The organism is Halobacillus amylolyticus, from assembly GCF_022921115.1.
GTDB classification, from domain to species: Bacteria; Bacillota; Bacilli; order Bacillales; family Halobacillaceae; genus Halobacillus_A; species Halobacillus_A amylolyticus.
On sequence record NZ_CP095075.1, the window covers coordinates 502,147 to 520,544 of the forward strand.

Here is an 18,398-nt window from a genome sequence, read left to right on the forward strand (position 1 = left end):
GTCACCTGCCTATCGTTACATATTCCTTTTCTTTCTTCTTCATGATACGATGAATTGAGGTGGAAAGAAAGAGAGAGGGCTGATTAAATATGGCCATTTTAACAGTGGCGATAGCTCCTGCTATTGCAATTATGACATTCATTTATCTTAGTAAAAGAATAGAACTTGAGCCCTTACCTTTAATTTTCCGGATGTTTATTTTAGGAGCTCTTCTAGTTTTTCCGCTGATGTTTATTCAATACGCTTTTGAAAGTGAAGGCTTCTTTCAAACTCCATTATTAAAATCAGTATTTTTAGCTGGATTATTAGAAGAGTTTTTTAAGTGGTTCGTATTTATGTTCATGATTTTTCGACATACATCTTTTGATCATCACTATGATGGAATTATATACGGTGTGGCGATTAGCCTAGGGTTTGCTACCTTAGAGAATATTATCTACTTATTTGCAAACGGCATCGAATTTGCTTTTTTTCGAGCGATCTTCCCCGTCTCTTCACATGGTCTTTTTGGCGTGTTGATGGGCTTTTACATGGGAAAGGCGAAGTTTTCTTCCGATCATAGGAAAACCCATATCTTTCTAGCCTTCATGATTCCATTCATGCTGCATAGTTTTTACGGGTATTTCGTCGTTACAAATGAATGGCTATACTATGTCATTCCATTTATGATCATTTTGTGGATGGTCGGTGTAAGAAAAATTAACGTAGCCAATCGACACCACGAACAACTGATGAAAAAGGTTAGGAATGAATAGGTCTCCTGCATATAAAAGGGAGGCTTTTTTATTTGCCAGTAGATAATGGAATCCTATGATTGAATTGACAACAAATACTATTCTAAGTTTGACATGTATAATGTAGCAACTTTGATAAAAACTAACGCTACAAATATATGTAATGGTCAGGGGTGGAAGTAAGATGATTTGGAAAAAAACGGCTATATTTTGCCTGGCGTTTGTATTATTCATTCAACCTTTTTCAGTGTTGAATGATCCTAAACCAGTTCAAGCTTTCTCGAACCAAGTCATTCAGCATGGGGCTGTTGGTGATGATGTAATTGAACTGCAATCCCGTCTCCAATATATAGGTTACTATAACGGAGAAATAGATGGGGTTTTTGGATGGGGAACCTACTGGGCTTTACGTAATTTTCAATATGAATTTGGCATGAAAGTTGACGGATTGGCTGGTCCCAAAGTGAAAGAGAAGTTGGTTGAAGCTAGTGATTATGACAAAGGATATGTAAAAAAGCAAATAAGACAAGGCAATGATTTTACTCATTATGGAGGTACGCCGACAGAGCAACAGACAGAGCAGCAACAACCTCAGCAACAACAGCAACAACAGCAATCTTCTCCTCCACAGGAACCTACTGCTGTTAATGTACCTGGCGGTTATTCACAAAATGATATCCAGCTCATGGCTAACGCCGTTAACGGAGAAGCACGCGGCGAACCGTATATCGGCAAAGTGGCCGTGGCAGCCGTTATTTTAAATCGTGTCGAAAGTGCCTCATTCCCGAACTCGGTTTCTGGAGTTATATTTGAGCCTCGTGCCTTTACTGCCGTTAGTGATGGTCAAATATGGTTAACTCCGGATGAGTCAGCTAAACGTGCTGTAATTGATGCGATTAACGGGTGGGATCCTTCGGGTCAAGCTTTGTACTATTTTAATCCCAATACCGCTACATCGGATTGGATTTGGACACGTCCGCAAATTAAAAAAATTGGAAAACATATATTCTGTAAATAGGAGGTGGGCAACATGTTTCGCTGGATTACAATTACAGTTCTAGCTCTAGCTATTATTGGTCTTGGAGTATTTGGTTATAAAGAGAATCAGGAAAAAAACGCCATTCTTTTACAGGCAGAGAATAACTATCAACGTGCGTTCCACGAACTTACCTATGATATGGATTTACTGCATGATAAAATTGGCGCTACCTTAGCTATGAATACGAGACAGCAGATATCTCCACAGTTAGCTGAGATTTGGAGACTTACATCAGAAGCCAAATCCAATGTGGGGCAGCTGCCATTAACATTGCTTCCATTTAATAAGACGGAAGAATTTTTATATAACATTGGTGAGTTCTCCTACAATACTGCTGTTAGGAACTTGGAAGATAAACCGTTAACAGAAGAGGAGATTAAAGGTCTTGAAGCTCTCTATAAGCAATCAGGGGAAATTAAAGACGAACTTCGTCAAGTTCAAAGCATGGTATTAAGTGAAAACTTGCGCTGGATGGATGTTCAACTCGCTTTAGCTACAAGTGATGAGAATGGTGATAACACGATCATTAATGGATTTAAAACGGTTGAGAAATCGATGGAAGATTATCACGAAACGAATATGGAAACAGGAATTGCAACGTCAGGGTCAGAAGAAGAATTAAATAAAATTCAAGGAGAAGAGATTAACAAAGAGCAAGCAAAAGAAATAGCCACTCAGTGGTTAAAAGGTGCAAAGAAATCCGATTTAACAATGACCACATCAGGAGAGGGAGCAAACATTGAAACGATCACCGCTTCTTATCAAAAAGGTGATACAAATGGCTATATTGATTTGTCCAAAAAAGGTGGTCATCCATTAACAGTCATGGTCAGCAGAGCTGTTAAAGAGCCTAAGATTAGTTTGTATGAAGGGTCTAATAAGGCGAAATCTTATTTAGAAGGCATCGATTTAACTGACGTTGAACTTGTCGAAAGCAGTCAGTATGAACATGTCGGTGTATATCGGTTTGTCTATAGTAAAGATGGAATCAGACACTATCCTGACTCTGTACAAATGAAAATCGCACTGGACAATGGAGACTTGTTAGGTATGACCTCGATTGATTATTTCAGTCACCATGATGATGAAGCTATTAAAGAGCCGACCATTTCAGAAGAGGAAGCACGTGAAATGGTTAATCCGAATTTAGAGATTCAGGAGCAGCATTTGTCTGTTATTGAAAATGAATCAGAAGAACAAGTTCTGTGCTATGAGTTTTTAACAACAATGGATGATGAAACGTATCGCATATTTATAAATGCCTGGGACGGAACAGAAGAAAAAGTAGAAATTCTTCATTCCGTAGAAACTAAATATGAGCCTACAATTTAATTATAAAAAGCCGCTTTTTAATGAGCGGCTTTTTATAATTTTGTGTCTTTAGTAATTAGTATTTGTAATTCAAAATGCCGGCCGCCTTCCTTTTTGAAGCAAAATTTGTAATAATATATAATACTATAGCCATAAAGAGAGGCGGCGATGGGTTTGATAAAAGTTGGGGCTCCCATCACATTAGAATTGTATAAGCATAGCCAAGATGAACCAGAACGGTATAAATGTAAACTTGTGGATGATACAGAAGATTATATTTACATTGATTACCCTATCAAGATGGATACGGGGAAAACAGCATTTTTCTTTGAAGGTACTGAATTTTACGCAAGTTTTGTTGGGGAAGATGAATCCGTTTACCGATTTGAGACGGAAGTGGTAGCAAGAAAGAAAATGAATATCCCAGTGCTTGTTCTAACATTCCCGAGACGTAAGAAACTTGTACGTATTCAAAGAAGAAAGTATGTGCGTGTAGAGTCGTCATTGGATGTGGCGGTATGTGGAATAGATCGGTCAATGATGGGTTTTACAAGCGTAACCAAGGATCTCAGCGGGGGAGGTGTGGCTATCCTGCTTCCGCAAAGTCATGAATTAACACAGAACCAGGAAGTTGAAATCACCTTAGTTTTACCGATGAATTCTGGAGAATATCGTTATGTTGAAACAAATGCAAAAATCATCAGGATTGGTACATTGGGAAATAATATCCGTGTGGGTGCGTCAGCCGAATTTGTCGAGATCACTGAAAAGCATCGCCAGTCCATTATTCAATACTGTTTTGAACAGCAAATGTATATGAGGAAACGTAAACTGAATTAATTATATTATTATGGAATTAGCATCAGAAATTTGTTATTCTTTATAGGAATAATTAAAGTGATTACGTAGGTAGCACTCGTATTCAAATACGTATGATATAAGCGCGCTTACTCTTTAGCAGGTGCGCTTTCGTATGTTGAACTGGGAAATTGGAGGAACTTTTATGAAACGAACAAAAGCTTTGGCAATAGCCATTGACGGCCCGGCGGCAGCTGGCAAAAGTACGGTAGCTAAACGTGTTGCACACCAGTTGTCTTATATTTACATAGATACAGGAGCCATGTATCGCTCTCTAACTCTAAAAGCAATAACAAAGGAAATTGACCTTGACAATGGGGGCCAACTGGGTGATTTATTGCGAGAAACTGATATTGAGCTAACACAAAGAGAGGATGGTCAGCACGTCTTCTTAGATGGGGAAGATGTATCCCTTGATATCCGTACAAATGAAGTGACAAGCCATGTGTCTTTCGTTGCTAAGCATCGTAAAGTGCGGGAAGAAATGGTTAAAAGACAGCAGGAACTTGTAAAAGAACGTGGTGTGGTCATGGATGGTAGAGATATTGGTACACATGTTATCCCAGATGCAGAAGTGAAGATTTTTATGATTGCTTCTGTTGAGGAAAGAGCAGAACGCCGTCATAAAGAAAACACCGAAAAGGGTTTTGATTCTGATCTTGAGCAGCTTAAAATGGAAATTAGAAAACGTGATGAAATTGATTCAAAACGTGAAACAGCTCCTTTAGTGAAAGCAAAGGATGCGATAGAAGTGGATACTACCTCTCTTTCTATAGAAGAGGTCGTCAACAAGATCGTTACGATCGTTCACCAGAAAGAAATGAGGGAGGGATAAGTGTGAACTTATACAAATTGGGGAAACTGGTCTGTAGTCTTATTTTTTATCCGTTATACCGGATCAAAGTGACCGGAAAAGAAAATATACCAAAAGATGGTCCAGTCATTATTTGTGCTAATCATATTTCTAATGTTGACCCTCCTGTTGTTGGAATTACCAATCAGCGGGATGTCTATTTCTTAGCAAAAGAGGAGCTTTTTAAAAATCGTTTTTTAGAGAAATTAATGAAGAGCATTAACGCTTTTCCAATTAAACGGGGCATGCGCGATCGTAACGCGCTGAGAAAAGGGCTTGGTATCCTTAAGGAAAACCATGTATTAGGATTGTTCCCTGAAGGATCACGCCAAAAAAACGGAGAGATCGGAAAAGGATTAGCCGGAGCCGGTTTCTTTGCACTAAGATCCGAAGCAGCAATTGTACCCTGCGCGATTATTGGACCTTATGAAAAGTTTAAGCCGCTTAAAGTTGTTTATGGGAAGCCGATTGATATGACTGGCTATCGAGAGCAAAAAGCATCTGCCCAGGTGGTTACAGACCGGATTATGGAAGAAATCAGACAATTGCAAGAATTTCATAGTGAAAAAAGCGTAATCACTTGACAAACGACTCCAAATATTAGAAGTTAGACAAAAGGGCATATCTGTATTTTGGTTGTGTCGGAAATTGAAGGAGGTAGCTTTGTATGGATGAAATGAACCATGAAGTATCAGGAATGAAAGAATTTTCTGCAGGGGATACCGTGACTGGTAAAGTCGTAAAGATTGAAGAAAAACAAGTCCTTGTAGATGTTGGATATAAAGTGGAAGGGATCGTACCCATTAGTGAATTATCCAGTCTGCACGTAGAAAAAGCTTCCGATGTCGTACACGAAGGAGACGAATTAACTCTGCAGGTTAAAAAAGTAGAAGATGATGAAATCGTACTATCCAAGCGAGCAGTAGATGCAGATCAAGCATGGCAGGATCTTGAAGCTAAGTTTGATAGCGGGGAAATCTTTGAAGCAGAAGTAAAAGACGTCGTTAAAGGTGGACTAGTCGTTGATATTGGTCTCCGTGGCTTCATCCCTGCTTCCTTAGTAGAAACCTATTACGTCGAGGATTTTGAGGAATATAAAGGAAAAAGCCTCAGCTTGAAGGTTGTTGAGCTTGACCGTGAACAAAACCGGGTGATTCTTTCACACCGTGCTGTTGTGGAAGCAGAGGAGTCTACTAAGAAACAAGAAGTGCTCCAGTCTCTTGAGGAAGGGCAAGTTATCGAAGGTACTGTGCAAAGATTGACTGATTTTGGTGCTTTTGTCAATTTAGGCGGTATTGATGGTCTTGTCCATATCTCACAACTTTCTCACGAACACGTGGAGAAATCTTCTGATGTAGTAGAGGAAGGACAAACCGTTAATGTAAAAGTTCTTTCAGTCGACCGCGATAATGAAAGAATTTCACTATCCCTTAAAGCAACACAGCCTGGTCCATGGCATGATGTCGCAAATCGTGTCAATCAAGGTGAAGTTCTTGAAGGTACAGTAAGAAGGCTTGTTAGCTTTGGTGCCTTCGTTGAGGTGTTTCCAGGGGTAGAGGGGCTTGTTCACATTTCTCAGATTTCCAATCGTCACATTGGGACACCAGGTGAGGTTCTTGAAGAAGGACAAACCGTCAGCGTGAAGGTCCTTGATGTCGATGAAGAGGCAAAGCGTCTTTCATTAAGCATGAAGGAGCTTGAACGTGACCAAAGTCGTGAAGACATGAAACAGTACCAAAAGGAAGAAGATAACTCCGGTTTTTCTCTTAGCGATATGATTGGTGATCAACTAGATAAATACAAAAAATAGGAAGACAGCAGGTTTGGAAAAAGCTCTGAACCTGTACATTACATGCTCGAATTATCATCATCCCAACTCAGTGCGAAAGGAGGGGAACTCTTGAATAGAGTTCCCCTCCTTATATCGTTCTCTGGAAGAGAAGCTTATGACAAAAGTGTCATAAGCTTTTTTAATAGTAAGTTTAAGCTCTTCTTCAAACAGCCATAATAGAATTTGAGGAGGAGAGGCAACAATGGCAGTCACCTACTATTGGTATGCATGGGTCATGATGATTCTCGTGTGCTTTTTTATAGAAAAAAATGTGTACAAAAGAGATGTCTTCGTTTTGTACATTATTTTTCAAATGGTCATTTTCTCTTATTTAATGAACAAACATGATTTATTTACCTACATAGTACTGGGGCTGGTCTCTATGTTTGGGCTATATTTTTGGTTGGAGCAGAAACGTTTTTGGTTTCACGTTTTGCCATTTGCGTTTAGTTTATTAACTGCAGGAGTACAGTTGTTTCTCATCGTAAATCCTGTGTGGTCTTTATTTCCGGCTATTGAGTGGACGATCATCGGCATCATTTTCATTGTTCAAAAAATGGGGCTTTCATTCTTTAGTCAAATCGGTCTATGGATTTTAGTTAACACTCTAGGCACAGTCTGGTCTACTATAGCGCTTACGTATTATCAAACATCAGAATATATAAGTCTTGTTGAAATGAACATTTGGATAAGTAAAGGGATCATTCTTTTGTTTCTCTTTCAAGGGATTTATCGTGTCAATCGTTCCTTATTAAAAATGAAACGGCAGCAACGCAATAAACGAGGGATCTATGCATGATCGTAAGAAAGCGATTGTATATTCAAAAAGAATTTGCTACTATAGTAAAGTTAGGTGATTTATGCTGTTCTTATGGATCGAAGCTCAGTGCTCCTCCATTCAAGAGCAGTATTTTTTTGTAAAGAATAAATGATATTATACTAAAATTAGAATAAAAGAAAGGATGACCCTTTCATGAGAAAATCAGTCATCGCAATTGTCGGACGACCTAATGTAGGAAAGTCAACCATTTTTAACCGGTTAGTGGGGGATAGGATCTCAATTGTTGAAGATACTCCTGGTGTAACGCGTGATCGAATCTATGCAGAAGCTGAATGGCTAACAACTCGCTTTAATGTGGTTGATACAGGGGGCATTGAACTGGGGGACGAACCCCTGCTTGTACAAATGCGTGCCCAAGCTCAGGTAGCGATCGATGAAGCGGATGTCATTATTTTTATGGTCAACGGCCGTGATGGGATTACAGGGGCAGATGAAGAAGTGGCTAAACTTTTATTTAAATCAAATAAACCGGTTGTGCTTGCGGTGAATAAGGTTGACAACCCTGAAATGAGGGAAAATATTTATGAATTCTATTCTTTAGGATTTGGTGAACCTTACCCAATATCGGGCACACATGGTTTAGGACTTGGAGATTTGCTAGACGCTGCCGTTAAGCATTTTCCAGAGTTGGTTCAGGAAGAGGAAGATGATGAGACGATTCGCTTTAGTCTGATCGGGCGTCCTAATGTAGGGAAATCCTCCCTTGTTAATGCCCTGTTAGGACAAGAACGAGTCATCGTTAGTGAGATTGCTGGGACGACTCGTGACGCTACTGACACACCTTTTACGAAGGATGATCAGGACTTTGTTATTATTGATACAGCAGGAATGCGTAAACGCGGGAAAGTTTATGAAGCTACGGAAAAATACAGCATTATGCGAGCGTTAAAAGCGATTGAGAGATCTGATGTGGTGTTGTCCCTTATTGATGCAGAAGCAGGTATTCAGGAGCAGGATAAGAAAATCGCTGGTTACGCGCATGAGGCGGGCAAGGCGGTCGTTATTGTTGTGAATAAATGGGATACCGTCGAGACGGATGAGAAAACGATGAAGGAGTTTGAGGATGATATTCGCTCAAATTTCCGTTTTTTAGACTATGCTCCGATTGTTTTCTTATCGGCTAAGACTAAGAAGCGGACACACACGCTGTTCCCTAAGGTGCTTGAAGCAAGTGAAAACCACGCCAAACGAGTCCAATCAAGTATATTGAATGAAGTTATTATGGATGCATTAGCTATGAATCCAGCTCCTTCAATCAAGGGACAAAAGCTCAAAATATTTTACGCTACTCAAGTAGCTGTTAAACCGCCAAGTTTTGTTGTATTTGTTAATGAACCGGAATTAATGCATTTCACTTATGAACGCTTTTTAGAAAACCGTATTCGTGAAGCATTCGGCTTTGAAGGAACTCCAATTAAGATCTTTGCTAGGAAAAGAAGTTAATTCGAGAGGAGAATTTGATCATGGAGAAAGTTGCTGTTTTAGGGGCAGGGAGCTGGGGGACAGCGCTTGCTATCGTCTTAGGAGATAATGGTCATGATGTTCACCTTTGGACACATCGTGCCTCTCATGCAGAGGAAATGAACCGCACACATAAAAATGAAAAATATTTAAAGGATATTATGATTCCAAACAATGTAACAGCCCATTCTGAGTTATCGACTGTTTTGGCTGATACAGAACACATTATCCTTGTGGTGCCAACGAAAGCCATCCGTGAGGTGTGTCAAGAGCTTATCCCGCATTTGAACAACAAGGTAACAATTACACATGCTTCAAAAGGAATCGAGCCTGAGACATATAAGCGTGTATCTGAAATCATTGCAGAAGAAATACCTGAAAAATTGTATACAGATATTGTCGTTCTTTCCGGCCCAAGCCATGCTGAAGAAGTTAGTCTTAAACACCCAACAACAGTTACTGTGTCGGCTAAGGACTTGAGTGTTGCTTCAACCGTGCAAGACTTGTTTATTAATGAACAGTTTAGAGTCTACACCTCACCAGATCTAGTAGGTGTAGAGCTTGGAGGTGCGTTGAAAAATATTATCGCCCTTGGTGCGGGGATTTCTGATGGTTTAGGGTTCGGTGACAACGCGAAGGCTGCGCTCATCACAAGAGGACTCGCGGAAATCGCAAGGCTCGGGACGTCAATGGGTGCGAATCCACTGACATTCTCAGGACTTACGGGAATTGGCGACTTGATTGTAACATGTACGAGTTCTCATAGCCGAAACTGGCGCGCTGGTTATAAACTGGGACAAGGTACCAAATTAGATGAGGTGCTTGAGGATATGGGGATGGTTGTGGAAGGTGTACGAACAGCAAAAGCAGCCTACCAGCTTTCAAAGACACAAGAAGTGGATATGCCGATTACGGCTGGTATTTATCAAATCCTATTTGAAGAAGCTAATCCAAAAGATGTTGTTACACAACTCATGACGAGAATTCGTCGTCATGAAATGGAAGACTTAACGAACATTTTAGATGACCAAATGAATAACTAACACATCACTGCCCTCGTGCATATACTACCAAGAAACAATTGCACGAGGAGGTCAATACAATGAGCGGTTTTCAGAAGAATATTTTCGATCATTTACAAAAGGCAAACATTAATCCAGATGAGGTTTATAAAGTGGCGGATTCCGTACAACATGCCGATTTTACAGATGAAAAAACAGTTCGTCAATTAGTCAAGCAGTTAGCAACGATTGCAGGGAAACCTGTATCAAAGCAAAAGGAAGATAAAATCGTAGAGGCAATTGTCAAGCAAAACATGCCTCTCGATATGAATACGCTAAGTAAATTTTTAAAAGGATAGTAATATGTAGGCGCTTTTAGGAGGCGGTCCCTTGCTAAGACGCATACAATAACCCGTAGTATTTATTATGTAAGAGCTGATAGGGAATTATTTAGTCAACCGGGGCTTATCAAGCTCCGGAATTTTTTTTATCACCCGCTAATTGGACAACCTGTGATATAATACCACCGAGTGCCAACGTGTTTAGGAGGAAGAATCATGTCTTTGTCTATGTTAAAGATGTACATATCTTTTGCAGGAATCCTTTCGTTATTTGTTGCAATAGGATTAATTTACTTAAGCAGGTATAAGTTAAAAGGGTTATTCTCTATTATAGTAGGTATTTTCGCTTATTTATTTATGATCTTCGGTGGTATTGTGATTATGTACATTGTATTTAGCGGTCCGACGTCCTAACAGGTGGAAGGAGGAAAACAACATGAAGTTTCTAAAGCTGCTTACCTTACCTCTGGTCGCTCTGGTATTAACAGGATGTTTATACCCGGAAGCCCAGTTAGAAAAGAATAAGATGCCAAACCAAGCCCAGTTAGACGCCATACAAAAGGCTGTTGACCAATACAAACAACAGGAATCGGGGTTATTACCAATTAAAACGAAGGATCAAGATACGCCTATTTTCTTAAAGTATCCGATTGATTTTAGTAAACTTAAGCAAAAAGGGCTTATTGGTGAACCCCCAGGAACGGCGTTTATAAATGGAGGTCATTACGAATATACGATTATAACACCTGAAGATAATCCTACGGTGAAGCTTGTTGACTTACGTACAGCAGAAGCACTTCGCTCTTTGCAGCTTAAGGTAGAATTTTATCAACAGGAAAATAAGTATCCGCCTTTTAATGAACAAATTGCAAAAGGGGTTTACAGTATTGATTATGGAGCTGTTGGCTTAGAAGAGGCACCGACGGTAGACAGCCCATATTCTCAACAGATGCTGCCTATCTATATTAATGACCAAGGGAAGCTGTTGATTGACTACAGAAAAGACTTGTATGAATATATACGTACAAAAGAACATAGTTATCAGACAGGGGATGACATTCGTTATTTACTAACAGATTACACGCCATTTTCCCCTGCTTATTCTGTACCTTATACAATATTGGACGGTGAGCCTATCTTTATGTCTGAGCTCCCTTCATAACTAAACGACCACTGCTGGGATAGTAGTGGTCGTTTAAGTTCATCGCTTTATTGCTTTTTTAAGATGCCCCACAGTTAACGGCAGGCTTTCTAGCTTCTAATATCCCTGCATTAGTGTACATGCTTCTTCTCTAATTTTTTAATAAATGAAGATAACTTCTAAATATCTGGCATAATCCACTAGGAACCAGTCATAGAATGAGAGTGTCCAGGCTTGTATGACGATGAAATTTTATCTGGGAGGGGATCCTTTGGAGAAAGTAGATATCTTTAGCGATATTTCCAAACGGACGAATGGAGATATTTATTTAGGGGTAGTGGGCGCAGTACGGACAGGAAAATCGACGTTTATTAAAAAATTCATGGAACTTGTTGTCATCCCGAATATGAAGGAAGAGTCGGAAAGAGAGCGTGCTCTTGACGAACTGCCACAGAGTGCAGCAGGGAAAACAATTATGACGACGGAGCCAAAATTTGTACCCAATCAAGCAGCCAGTATAAGTATTGATGAGCATTTAGACATCCGAGTAAGAATGGTAGACTGTGTCGGTTATGCTGTAGATGGCGCAATTGGCTATGAAGATGAACACGGGCCGCGAATGGTTCATACACCATGGTATGAAGAGGCGATTCCTTTTCATGAAGCCGCAGAGATCGGTACACATAAAGTCATTCAGGAACATTCAACGATCGGAGTTGTCGTGACAACGGATGGTACGATCGGCGAAATCGCCCGTGAAGATTACGTCGCATCTGAAGAAAAAATCGTCACTGAACTTCGAGAAGTTGGAAAACCATTTATCATGGTCATAAACTCTGCACAACCTCACAATGAAAGCACGGAGAGGCTCAGACAAGAACTTGCGGAGAAATATGACATCCCTGTTCTTGCTTTATCTGTAGAAAGTATGCGTGAACAGGATGTGCAAAACGTATTGCGTGAGGCATTGTTTGAATTCCCAGTGTTAGAAGTCAATGTTAATCTTCCTAGCTGGGTAATGGTTCTTGACTCTAGACACTGGCTGCGTAATAATTTGCAAAACGCAATTGAAGAAACGGTGCAGGACATTAAACGATTGCGGGATGTAGATGACGTGATTGGGAATTTTGATCAATATGAACATATTACCGGAGCACACATTTCCGGCATGGATCTTGGTGAAGGGGTCGCTGAGATTGATCTGCAGGCGCCAGAATATCTGTATGATCATGTGTTAAAGGAAATTGTGGGTGAAGAAATTAGAGGAAAAGATCATCTCCTTGAAATTATGCAAGACTTTGCCCATGCAAAAAGGGAGTATGATCAAGTTGCTGATGCCCTGCAAATGGTTAAACAAACCGGTTATGGCATTGCAGCGCCTACTTTAGAGGATATGGAACTTGATGAACCGGAAATCATTAGACAAGGCTCAAGGTTTGGTGTAAGGCTGAAAGCGGTAGCCCCATCGATCCATATGGTGAAAGTCGATGTTCAATCAGAGTTTTCTCCAATTATTGGCACAGAGAAGCAAAGTGAAGAGCTTGTACGCTATCTAATGCAGGACTTTGAAGAGGACCCACTCTCCATATGGAACTCGGATATCTTCGGCAGATCGTTAAGCTCAATCGTAAGAGAAGGTATTCAAGCTAAGCTATCTCTAATGCCGGAGAATGCCAGGTATAAACTAAAAGATACGTTGGAGAGAATCATTAATGAAGGCTCTGGCGGAATGATTGCAATCATTTTATAACGGCTCCTAACAGGGCCGTTTTAATTTTTTTGCTAAAAAATTATCCTGTATGAAGTATTTGTGACTCAAACCTTTATTAATAGATGATAATCTAAGGATAAACCTTCTAAAACCTTGATATAATAAGGTTTAGAAGGTTTTTATTGTAACGAGAGATTTAATGAAAATGTCTATAAAATCTTGATAAAAAATCAGGAAAATCGCTTCGCTAAGCGATTTATCGACGATTCTCTATTGAATTATACGGCAAACTCGTTTAATATAAGGCTTGTCATCAAAGATGACTGTTAAATAAGCATTTTAAGTGAAAGTTGTTTCACTTGAAAGAGACCAACCTTCTTGGGAGGAGGTGAATGTCATGAACAAAACTGATCTAATTAATGCTGTATCAGAAAAGGCAGAGCTTTCTAAAAAAGATGCAACTCAAGCAGTTGACTCTGTATTCGAATCTATCATGGGATCACTACAAGATGGTGAGAAAGTACAGCTTATCGGATTCGGTAACTTCGAAGTACGTGAACGTGCGGCACGTAAAGGCCGTAACCCACAGACTGGTGAGGAGATCGAAATCTCTGCAAGTAAAGTTCCAGCTTTCAAACCAGGTAAAGCCCTAAAAGACGCTGTTAAATAAATAGCTACATAGGGCCGAAAGGGTGCTAATTTTAGCACCCTTTTTTAATAGCGAAAAGCGATAAGATCCAGCTTTGATATTTAGCGTCGGCGCCCAAACACTTGATCATCAGCAGTGCGCTCCTCAGGCTGGCAGGAAGCGAGTCAGTTCAGCATTGGAGAACTTAGCTGGAATCCCTTTAAACGTGTTTACAATACGTCTCTGCTAGTAAAAAGCTTCGATTTTTGGCATAATATAAGGGGTAAAAGAGAGTAAGACTAGAAAGGGGATAGACTGATGGCAACATCCGAAAATGATTTTTTTGTAATCAAAGCACAAGAAGACGGTGTGAACGTGATAGGTTTGACCAGAGGAACAGACACACGCTTTCATCATTCTGAAAAACTTGATCGGGGAGAAGTGATGATTGCCCAGTTCACTGAGCATACATCTGCAGTTAAAGTTCGTGGCAAGGCTGTCATTCAAACACGGCACGGAGAAATGACGACAGAAGCAGAGTAATTTGCTCTGCTTATGACTTTATAATACATATAAAAGGCTTCGGACATAGATATATGCTATAATGGGTATGACTTTATTCGTGTTTATGAAAGGGACTAGGTGATAAAAGGTGAACACATCAGAAATGAATATACAACAACTCAAACAAAAGATAGCCTCCCAAGTTCGCCACCCTTTTTTGGCGAAGTTTATCCCCGAGCCAATTATTGATGAAGACAAGCTTGTTATCTTGTCTTCAATAATGGATCATACCACACTATCTCCTGTTAAAAGGGAACAGTATGTGATCACAACGATGCTCGTTCAAATAGCCCTTGATACTCACGACCTGGTCACATTAACTGATGAAGACGATGAGAAAGAAACCATTCGAACACGCCAGCTTACTGTACTCGCAGGGGATTATTATAGCGGTTTGTATTATTATTTGCTTTCAAAGCTCGACGATATTCCTATGATACGGACACTTGCCGGAGCAATTAAGGAAATCAACGAGTTGAAAATGGAGTTATATTATAAAGATGTGGATTCCTTTCAAGAATTTTTAGCTTCACTTAAAAAAATTGAGTCATTGCTCATTCAACGTGTGGCTACCTACGTCCAGAAGACGACCATCAATGATATGGCTGGCGAATGGCTGCTCGCGAAAAGACTAATTGATGAAAAAACGAGTTATCAAGAGGGTAAATTTTCACCTGTTATTGACCTTCTAGTGAGAAAACCGGGTTCGCTTGAAACTAGCACCCAGGTTATGTTGAGCTTAGAGCAAATGTTGCAGAAACATATTACTCGTTTAGAGGCTACTGTTTCTCAATTACCGATTCATTTCAAATGGCTAAAGTCTTATATCCATATGGCTATCCATGACAAGTTTTATGAGAAACCTATCGTAGAGGAAGGGTAAAACGATGCAGCAACAATCGAAAGAAGAACGTGTTCATCACGTATTTGAGAAAATATATAGCCGCTATGACCGGATGAATTCTATTATTTCATTTCAACAGCATAGGTTGTGGCGGAAAGATGTTATGAGGCGCATGAATGTTTCAAAAGGTGATCATACTCTCGATGTGTGTTGCGGTACGGGAGATTGGACGATGGCTTTGGCAGAAGAAGTCGGACCTACTGGCAAGGTTGTAGGGCTTGATTTTAGTGTCAATATGCTTTCAGTCGGAATTAAAAAGAAAATCGCCTCACGAAAAAAGCAAGTGGAATTTGAGCACGGCAACGCGATGGAACTTCCATTTGAAGATAATCAGTTCGATCATGTAACGATTGGATTCGGTTTAAGAAATGTTCCAGATTACCTACAGGTTCTTAAAGAAATGCATCGGGTAGTTAAACCGGGAGGAAAGGTTGTTTGCTTAGAAACTTCTCAGCCTACAAACCCCATTTTTAAACGTCTTTACTATTTTTATTTCAGAAACATTATGCCATTGTTTGGAAAACTGTTTGCTAAAAGTTATCAGGAGTATAGCTGGCTTCATGAATCGGCAAAGGATTTCCCTGGTAAAAATGAATTAGCAGCAATGTTTTATCGAGTAGGACTAAAAAATGTTGAAGTAAAACCCTATACCGGTGGAGTGGCAGCCATGCATATCGGGAAGAAGCAATTGTAATGACCGGGGATGAGGATTAATGAAATTAGCAATGATTTATTCATTTTTAAAACAGGATTTAGCTAAAATTGAAGACGCAGTAAACGAAACGATACAGTCAGAAAACCCTGTCCTTCGTGAAGCTTCAGGTCAACTGCTGCATGCGGGCGGAAAACGGATCCGTCCTGTTTTTGTTTTGCTGGCGGGAAAATTCGGCGACTATAACTTGGAGCGAATGAAAGCTGTCGCTGTGTCCCTTGAACTAATACATACTGCCTCACTTGTTCATGATGATGTGATTGATGAAGCAGAACTTCGAAGGGGCCAGCCCACGATTAAGTCAAAATGGGACAACCGAATTGCCATGTACACAGGCGATTACATTTTTGCCCGCTCATTAGAAAATTTATCAACACTCGATAACCCAAGAGCACATCAAATTTTGGCAAAGACAATGGTTGAGCTCTGTTTAGGTGAAATTGACCAAATACAAGACAAATATACTGTTGAGCAGAACTTCCGGAATTATCTGCGCCGAATCAAAAGAAAGACGGCTATTCTTATTGCTGCAAGCTGTCGCTTAGGTGCCATCGCTGCAAATGCTACTAAAGAAACAGAGCTTGCTTTATATCGCTATGGTTACTTTGTAGGAATGTCCTATCAAATCATCGATGACGTGTTAGATTTCACGGCATCTGAGAAAGATTTAGGCAAACCGGCAGGAAGTGACTTACTTCATGGAAATATTACCTTACCTGTTCTGTTTTCTATGGAGGATAAGGAATTCAAACAACAACTGGTAGATATGTTTAAGAGTGAGGAGGAGCTTACATCCGCTGACATAGAACCATTACTTGAAAAGATCCAGTCCAATGGTTCGATTGAACGCTCCTTAGAGGTGAGCGATCAATATTTAAGCAAAGCCTATCAATCATTAAGCGAGCTGCCTAACTTACGGGCAAAGCAAACACTAAAAGGGATTGCTAAATATATCGGAAAAAGAAGGGCGTAAGAGTTTGCCACAATCCGTATTCTTTGGTAGAATCTTTAATGGCACTTGTTAAAAGCGCTTTCAGACTATACATAAAGCTTGGGGTGGATATTCATGGAAAAAACATTTTTAATGGTTAAGCCTGATGGTGTTCAAAGAAATCTTATTGGAGATATTACTTCGAGGTTCGAAAAGAAAGGTTATAAGCTAGCAGGCGCAAAATTAATGACGATTAAAGAGGCGCTTGCTGAAGAACATTACGGAGAGCATAGTGATAAACCTTTCTTCGGAGAGCTAGTAGGATTCATTACTTCCGGCCCCGTGTTTGCAATGGTGTGGGAAGGTGAAAATGTCATTGCTACGGCACGTCAAATGATGGGCGCAACGAACCCGAAAGATGCTGCAGCTGGTACAATTCGTGGTGATTATGGTGTTACAGTTGGCAAGAATGTTATTCACGGATCTGACTCCAGCGAAAGTGCTGATCGAGAAATCAAACTATTTTTTGATAAAGCAGAACTAATCACATACGAAAAAGATAACCTAGCATGGGTCTATTAAACGAATGTGAAAACCGCCTTTATATAAAGGCGGTTTTTTTATTGGCTAGAAATATTTACACATCCTGCTCCTTGAAGTAATCTTAAAAGATAATGGAACGTCAGGGGTGTTGTTATGAGCCATGATTATGAAGAGTTTGTCGCAAATGTAAAACAGAAATCTGGTATTGATTTATATCTTTATAAAGAAGCGCAGATGAAACGCAGATTGACATCCCTCCGTGATCGAAGAGGATTCGGTAATTTCCGCGATTATTACCAGTCACTACATAGTAATGGGGAATTATTTAGTGAACTGCTAGATAGGATGACGATCAACGTGTCTGAATTTTATCGCAACCGGCAAAGGTGGGACGTGCTCGAAAAGAAAGTTCTCCCTCATTTATTGAAAGAAAGAAGAAAAATTAAAGTGTGGAGTGCAGCTTGTTCTACAGGGGAAGAACCCTATACGCTAGCAATCATTCTTAGTCAATATCTCCCACTGGAACAAATAAAGGTAATTGCGACAGATATTGACGAAAAAGCATTACAACGGGCAAAGCTTGGAATTTATCCTGAACGTTCATTAAGAGAAATGCCTAATGATTTGAAGAATCAGTATTTTACACAGCAAAAAAAATTGTATAAAATAAGCAACAATATAAAACAATGTGTCACATTCAAAAAGCATAATTTACTAGCTGATCGCTATGAAAGCTATTGTGACTTAATCGTATGCAGAAATGTACTTATCTATTTTACAGAAGAAGCCAAATCAGGAATCTATACCAAATTTAGTGAAGCACTAAACAAAGATGGGATCTTTTTTGTAGGGAGTACGGAACAAATTTTCACACCCAGCCAGTACGGCTTCCGTTCATTTGATACATTCTTTTATAAAAAAGAGTGAGAATCATTGCGAGGACATGGGGTTATCAAATAAATGGCAAGGGTGCTTAAACTCTATTAAATCACAA

General features: G+C 39.8%; 21 protein-coding genes. All 21 read left to right on the plus strand.

Annotation, left to right across the window (positions count from 1 at the left end):
- Positions 1-89 precede the first annotated feature (89 nt).
- The 21 genes from prsW to MUO15_RS02790 all read left to right on the plus strand — a co-directional run bounded on the left by prsW (position 90) and on the right by MUO15_RS02790 (position 18,331).
- The gene (gene prsW / locus MUO15_RS02690; protein ID WP_245033244.1) at positions 90-755 is read left to right on the plus strand and encodes a glutamic-type intramembrane protease PrsW; all 666 of its coding nucleotides are present in this window, start codon (positions 90-92) and stop codon (positions 753-755) included.
- 163 nt (positions 756-918) lie between these two features.
- Positions 919-1,752, plus strand: coding sequence for a spore cortex-lytic enzyme (sleB, locus tag MUO15_RS02695; protein WP_245033245.1), 834 nt, complete (start codon positions 919-921; stop codon positions 1,750-1,752).
- Between the two features lie 12 nt (positions 1,753-1,764).
- A complete protein-coding gene (gene ypeB, locus MUO15_RS02700; protein WP_245033246.1) occupies positions 1,765-3,105 on the plus strand; it encodes a germination protein YpeB in 1,341 nt (446 codons plus the stop codon).
- Positions 3,106-3,252: 147 nt separating this feature from the next.
- On the plus strand, positions 3,253-3,924 hold the full coding sequence (locus MUO15_RS02705) for a flagellar brake protein (RefSeq protein ID WP_245033247.1): 672 nt from the start codon (positions 3,253-3,255) through the stop codon (positions 3,922-3,924).
- A 163-nt stretch (positions 3,925-4,087) separates the two neighbouring features.
- Positions 4,088-4,777 carry a (d)CMP kinase gene (gene cmk / locus MUO15_RS02710; protein ID WP_245033248.1) on the plus strand — a complete coding sequence of 230 codons (690 nt, stop codon included), beginning with the start codon at positions 4,088-4,090 and terminating at the stop codon, positions 4,775-4,777.
- Between the two features lie 2 nt (positions 4,778-4,779).
- Positions 4,780-5,379: a lysophospholipid acyltransferase family protein gene (locus MUO15_RS02715; RefSeq protein ID WP_245033249.1), complete on the plus strand. Its 600-nt coding sequence runs from the start codon at positions 4,780-4,782 to the stop codon at positions 5,377-5,379.
- A gap of 83 nt (positions 5,380-5,462) precedes the next feature.
- On the plus strand, positions 5,463-6,605 hold the full coding sequence (rpsA, locus tag MUO15_RS02720; RefSeq protein WP_245033250.1) for a 30S ribosomal protein S1: 1,143 nt from the start codon (positions 5,463-5,465) through the stop codon (positions 6,603-6,605).
- 223 nt (positions 6,606-6,828) lie between these two features.
- The gene (locus tag MUO15_RS02725) at positions 6,829-7,425 is read left to right on the plus strand and encodes a YphA family membrane protein (RefSeq protein WP_245033251.1); all 597 of its coding nucleotides are present in this window, start codon (positions 6,829-6,831) and stop codon (positions 7,423-7,425) included.
- 174 nt (positions 7,426-7,599) lie between these two features.
- Entirely contained in the window at positions 7,600-8,910 is a 1,311-nt protein-coding gene (der, locus tag MUO15_RS02730) for a ribosome biogenesis GTPase Der (RefSeq protein ID WP_245033252.1), read from the plus strand.
- 20 nt (positions 8,911-8,930) lie between these two features.
- Entirely contained in the window at positions 8,931-9,971 is a 1,041-nt protein-coding gene (locus tag MUO15_RS02735; protein WP_245033253.1) for an NAD(P)H-dependent glycerol-3-phosphate dehydrogenase, read from the plus strand.
- A 59-nt stretch (positions 9,972-10,030) separates the two neighbouring features.
- The gene (locus MUO15_RS02740; protein WP_245033254.1) at positions 10,031-10,288 is read left to right on the plus strand and encodes a stage VI sporulation protein F; all 258 of its coding nucleotides are present in this window, start codon (positions 10,031-10,033) and stop codon (positions 10,286-10,288) included.
- A 198-nt stretch (positions 10,289-10,486) separates the two neighbouring features.
- A complete protein-coding gene (locus tag MUO15_RS02745) occupies positions 10,487-10,684 on the plus strand; it encodes a DUF2768 domain-containing protein (RefSeq protein ID WP_245033255.1) in 198 nt (65 codons plus the stop codon).
- Positions 10,685-10,706: 22 nt separating this feature from the next.
- Positions 10,707-11,432, plus strand: coding sequence for a hypothetical protein (locus tag MUO15_RS02750; protein ID WP_245033256.1), 726 nt, complete (start codon positions 10,707-10,709; stop codon positions 11,430-11,432).
- Positions 11,433-11,682: 250 nt separating this feature from the next.
- Entirely contained in the window at positions 11,683-13,161 is a 1,479-nt protein-coding gene (gene spoIVA, locus MUO15_RS02755) for a stage IV sporulation protein A (RefSeq protein ID WP_245033257.1), read from the plus strand.
- 358 nt (positions 13,162-13,519) lie between these two features.
- Positions 13,520-13,792 (plus strand): HU family DNA-binding protein, encoded by a 273-nt coding sequence (locus MUO15_RS02760; RefSeq protein ID WP_244753201.1) that lies wholly within the window; start codon positions 13,520-13,522, stop codon positions 13,790-13,792.
- Positions 13,793-14,068: 276 nt separating this feature from the next.
- Complete coding sequence (gene mtrB, locus MUO15_RS02765) at positions 14,069-14,293, plus strand: trp RNA-binding attenuation protein MtrB (RefSeq protein WP_245033258.1); 225 nt, start codon at positions 14,069-14,071, stop codon at positions 14,291-14,293.
- Between the two features lie 109 nt (positions 14,294-14,402).
- On the plus strand, positions 14,403-15,197 hold the full coding sequence (locus MUO15_RS02770; protein ID WP_245033259.1) for a heptaprenyl diphosphate synthase component 1: 795 nt from the start codon (positions 14,403-14,405) through the stop codon (positions 15,195-15,197).
- Between the two features lie 4 nt (positions 15,198-15,201).
- Positions 15,202-15,912 carry a demethylmenaquinone methyltransferase gene (locus MUO15_RS02775; protein ID WP_245033260.1) on the plus strand — a complete coding sequence of 237 codons (711 nt, stop codon included), beginning with the start codon at positions 15,202-15,204 and terminating at the stop codon, positions 15,910-15,912.
- 19 nt (positions 15,913-15,931) lie between these two features.
- The gene (hepT, locus tag MUO15_RS02780; protein ID WP_245033261.1) at positions 15,932-16,903 is read left to right on the plus strand and encodes a heptaprenyl diphosphate synthase component II; all 972 of its coding nucleotides are present in this window, start codon (positions 15,932-15,934) and stop codon (positions 16,901-16,903) included.
- 93 nt (positions 16,904-16,996) lie between these two features.
- The gene (ndk, locus tag MUO15_RS02785; protein WP_245033262.1) at positions 16,997-17,443 is read left to right on the plus strand and encodes a nucleoside-diphosphate kinase; all 447 of its coding nucleotides are present in this window, start codon (positions 16,997-16,999) and stop codon (positions 17,441-17,443) included.
- A 114-nt stretch (positions 17,444-17,557) separates the two neighbouring features.
- Entirely contained in the window at positions 17,558-18,331 is a 774-nt protein-coding gene (locus MUO15_RS02790) for a CheR family methyltransferase (protein WP_245033263.1), read from the plus strand.
- The last annotated feature ends 67 nt before the right edge of the window (positions 18,332-18,398 follow it).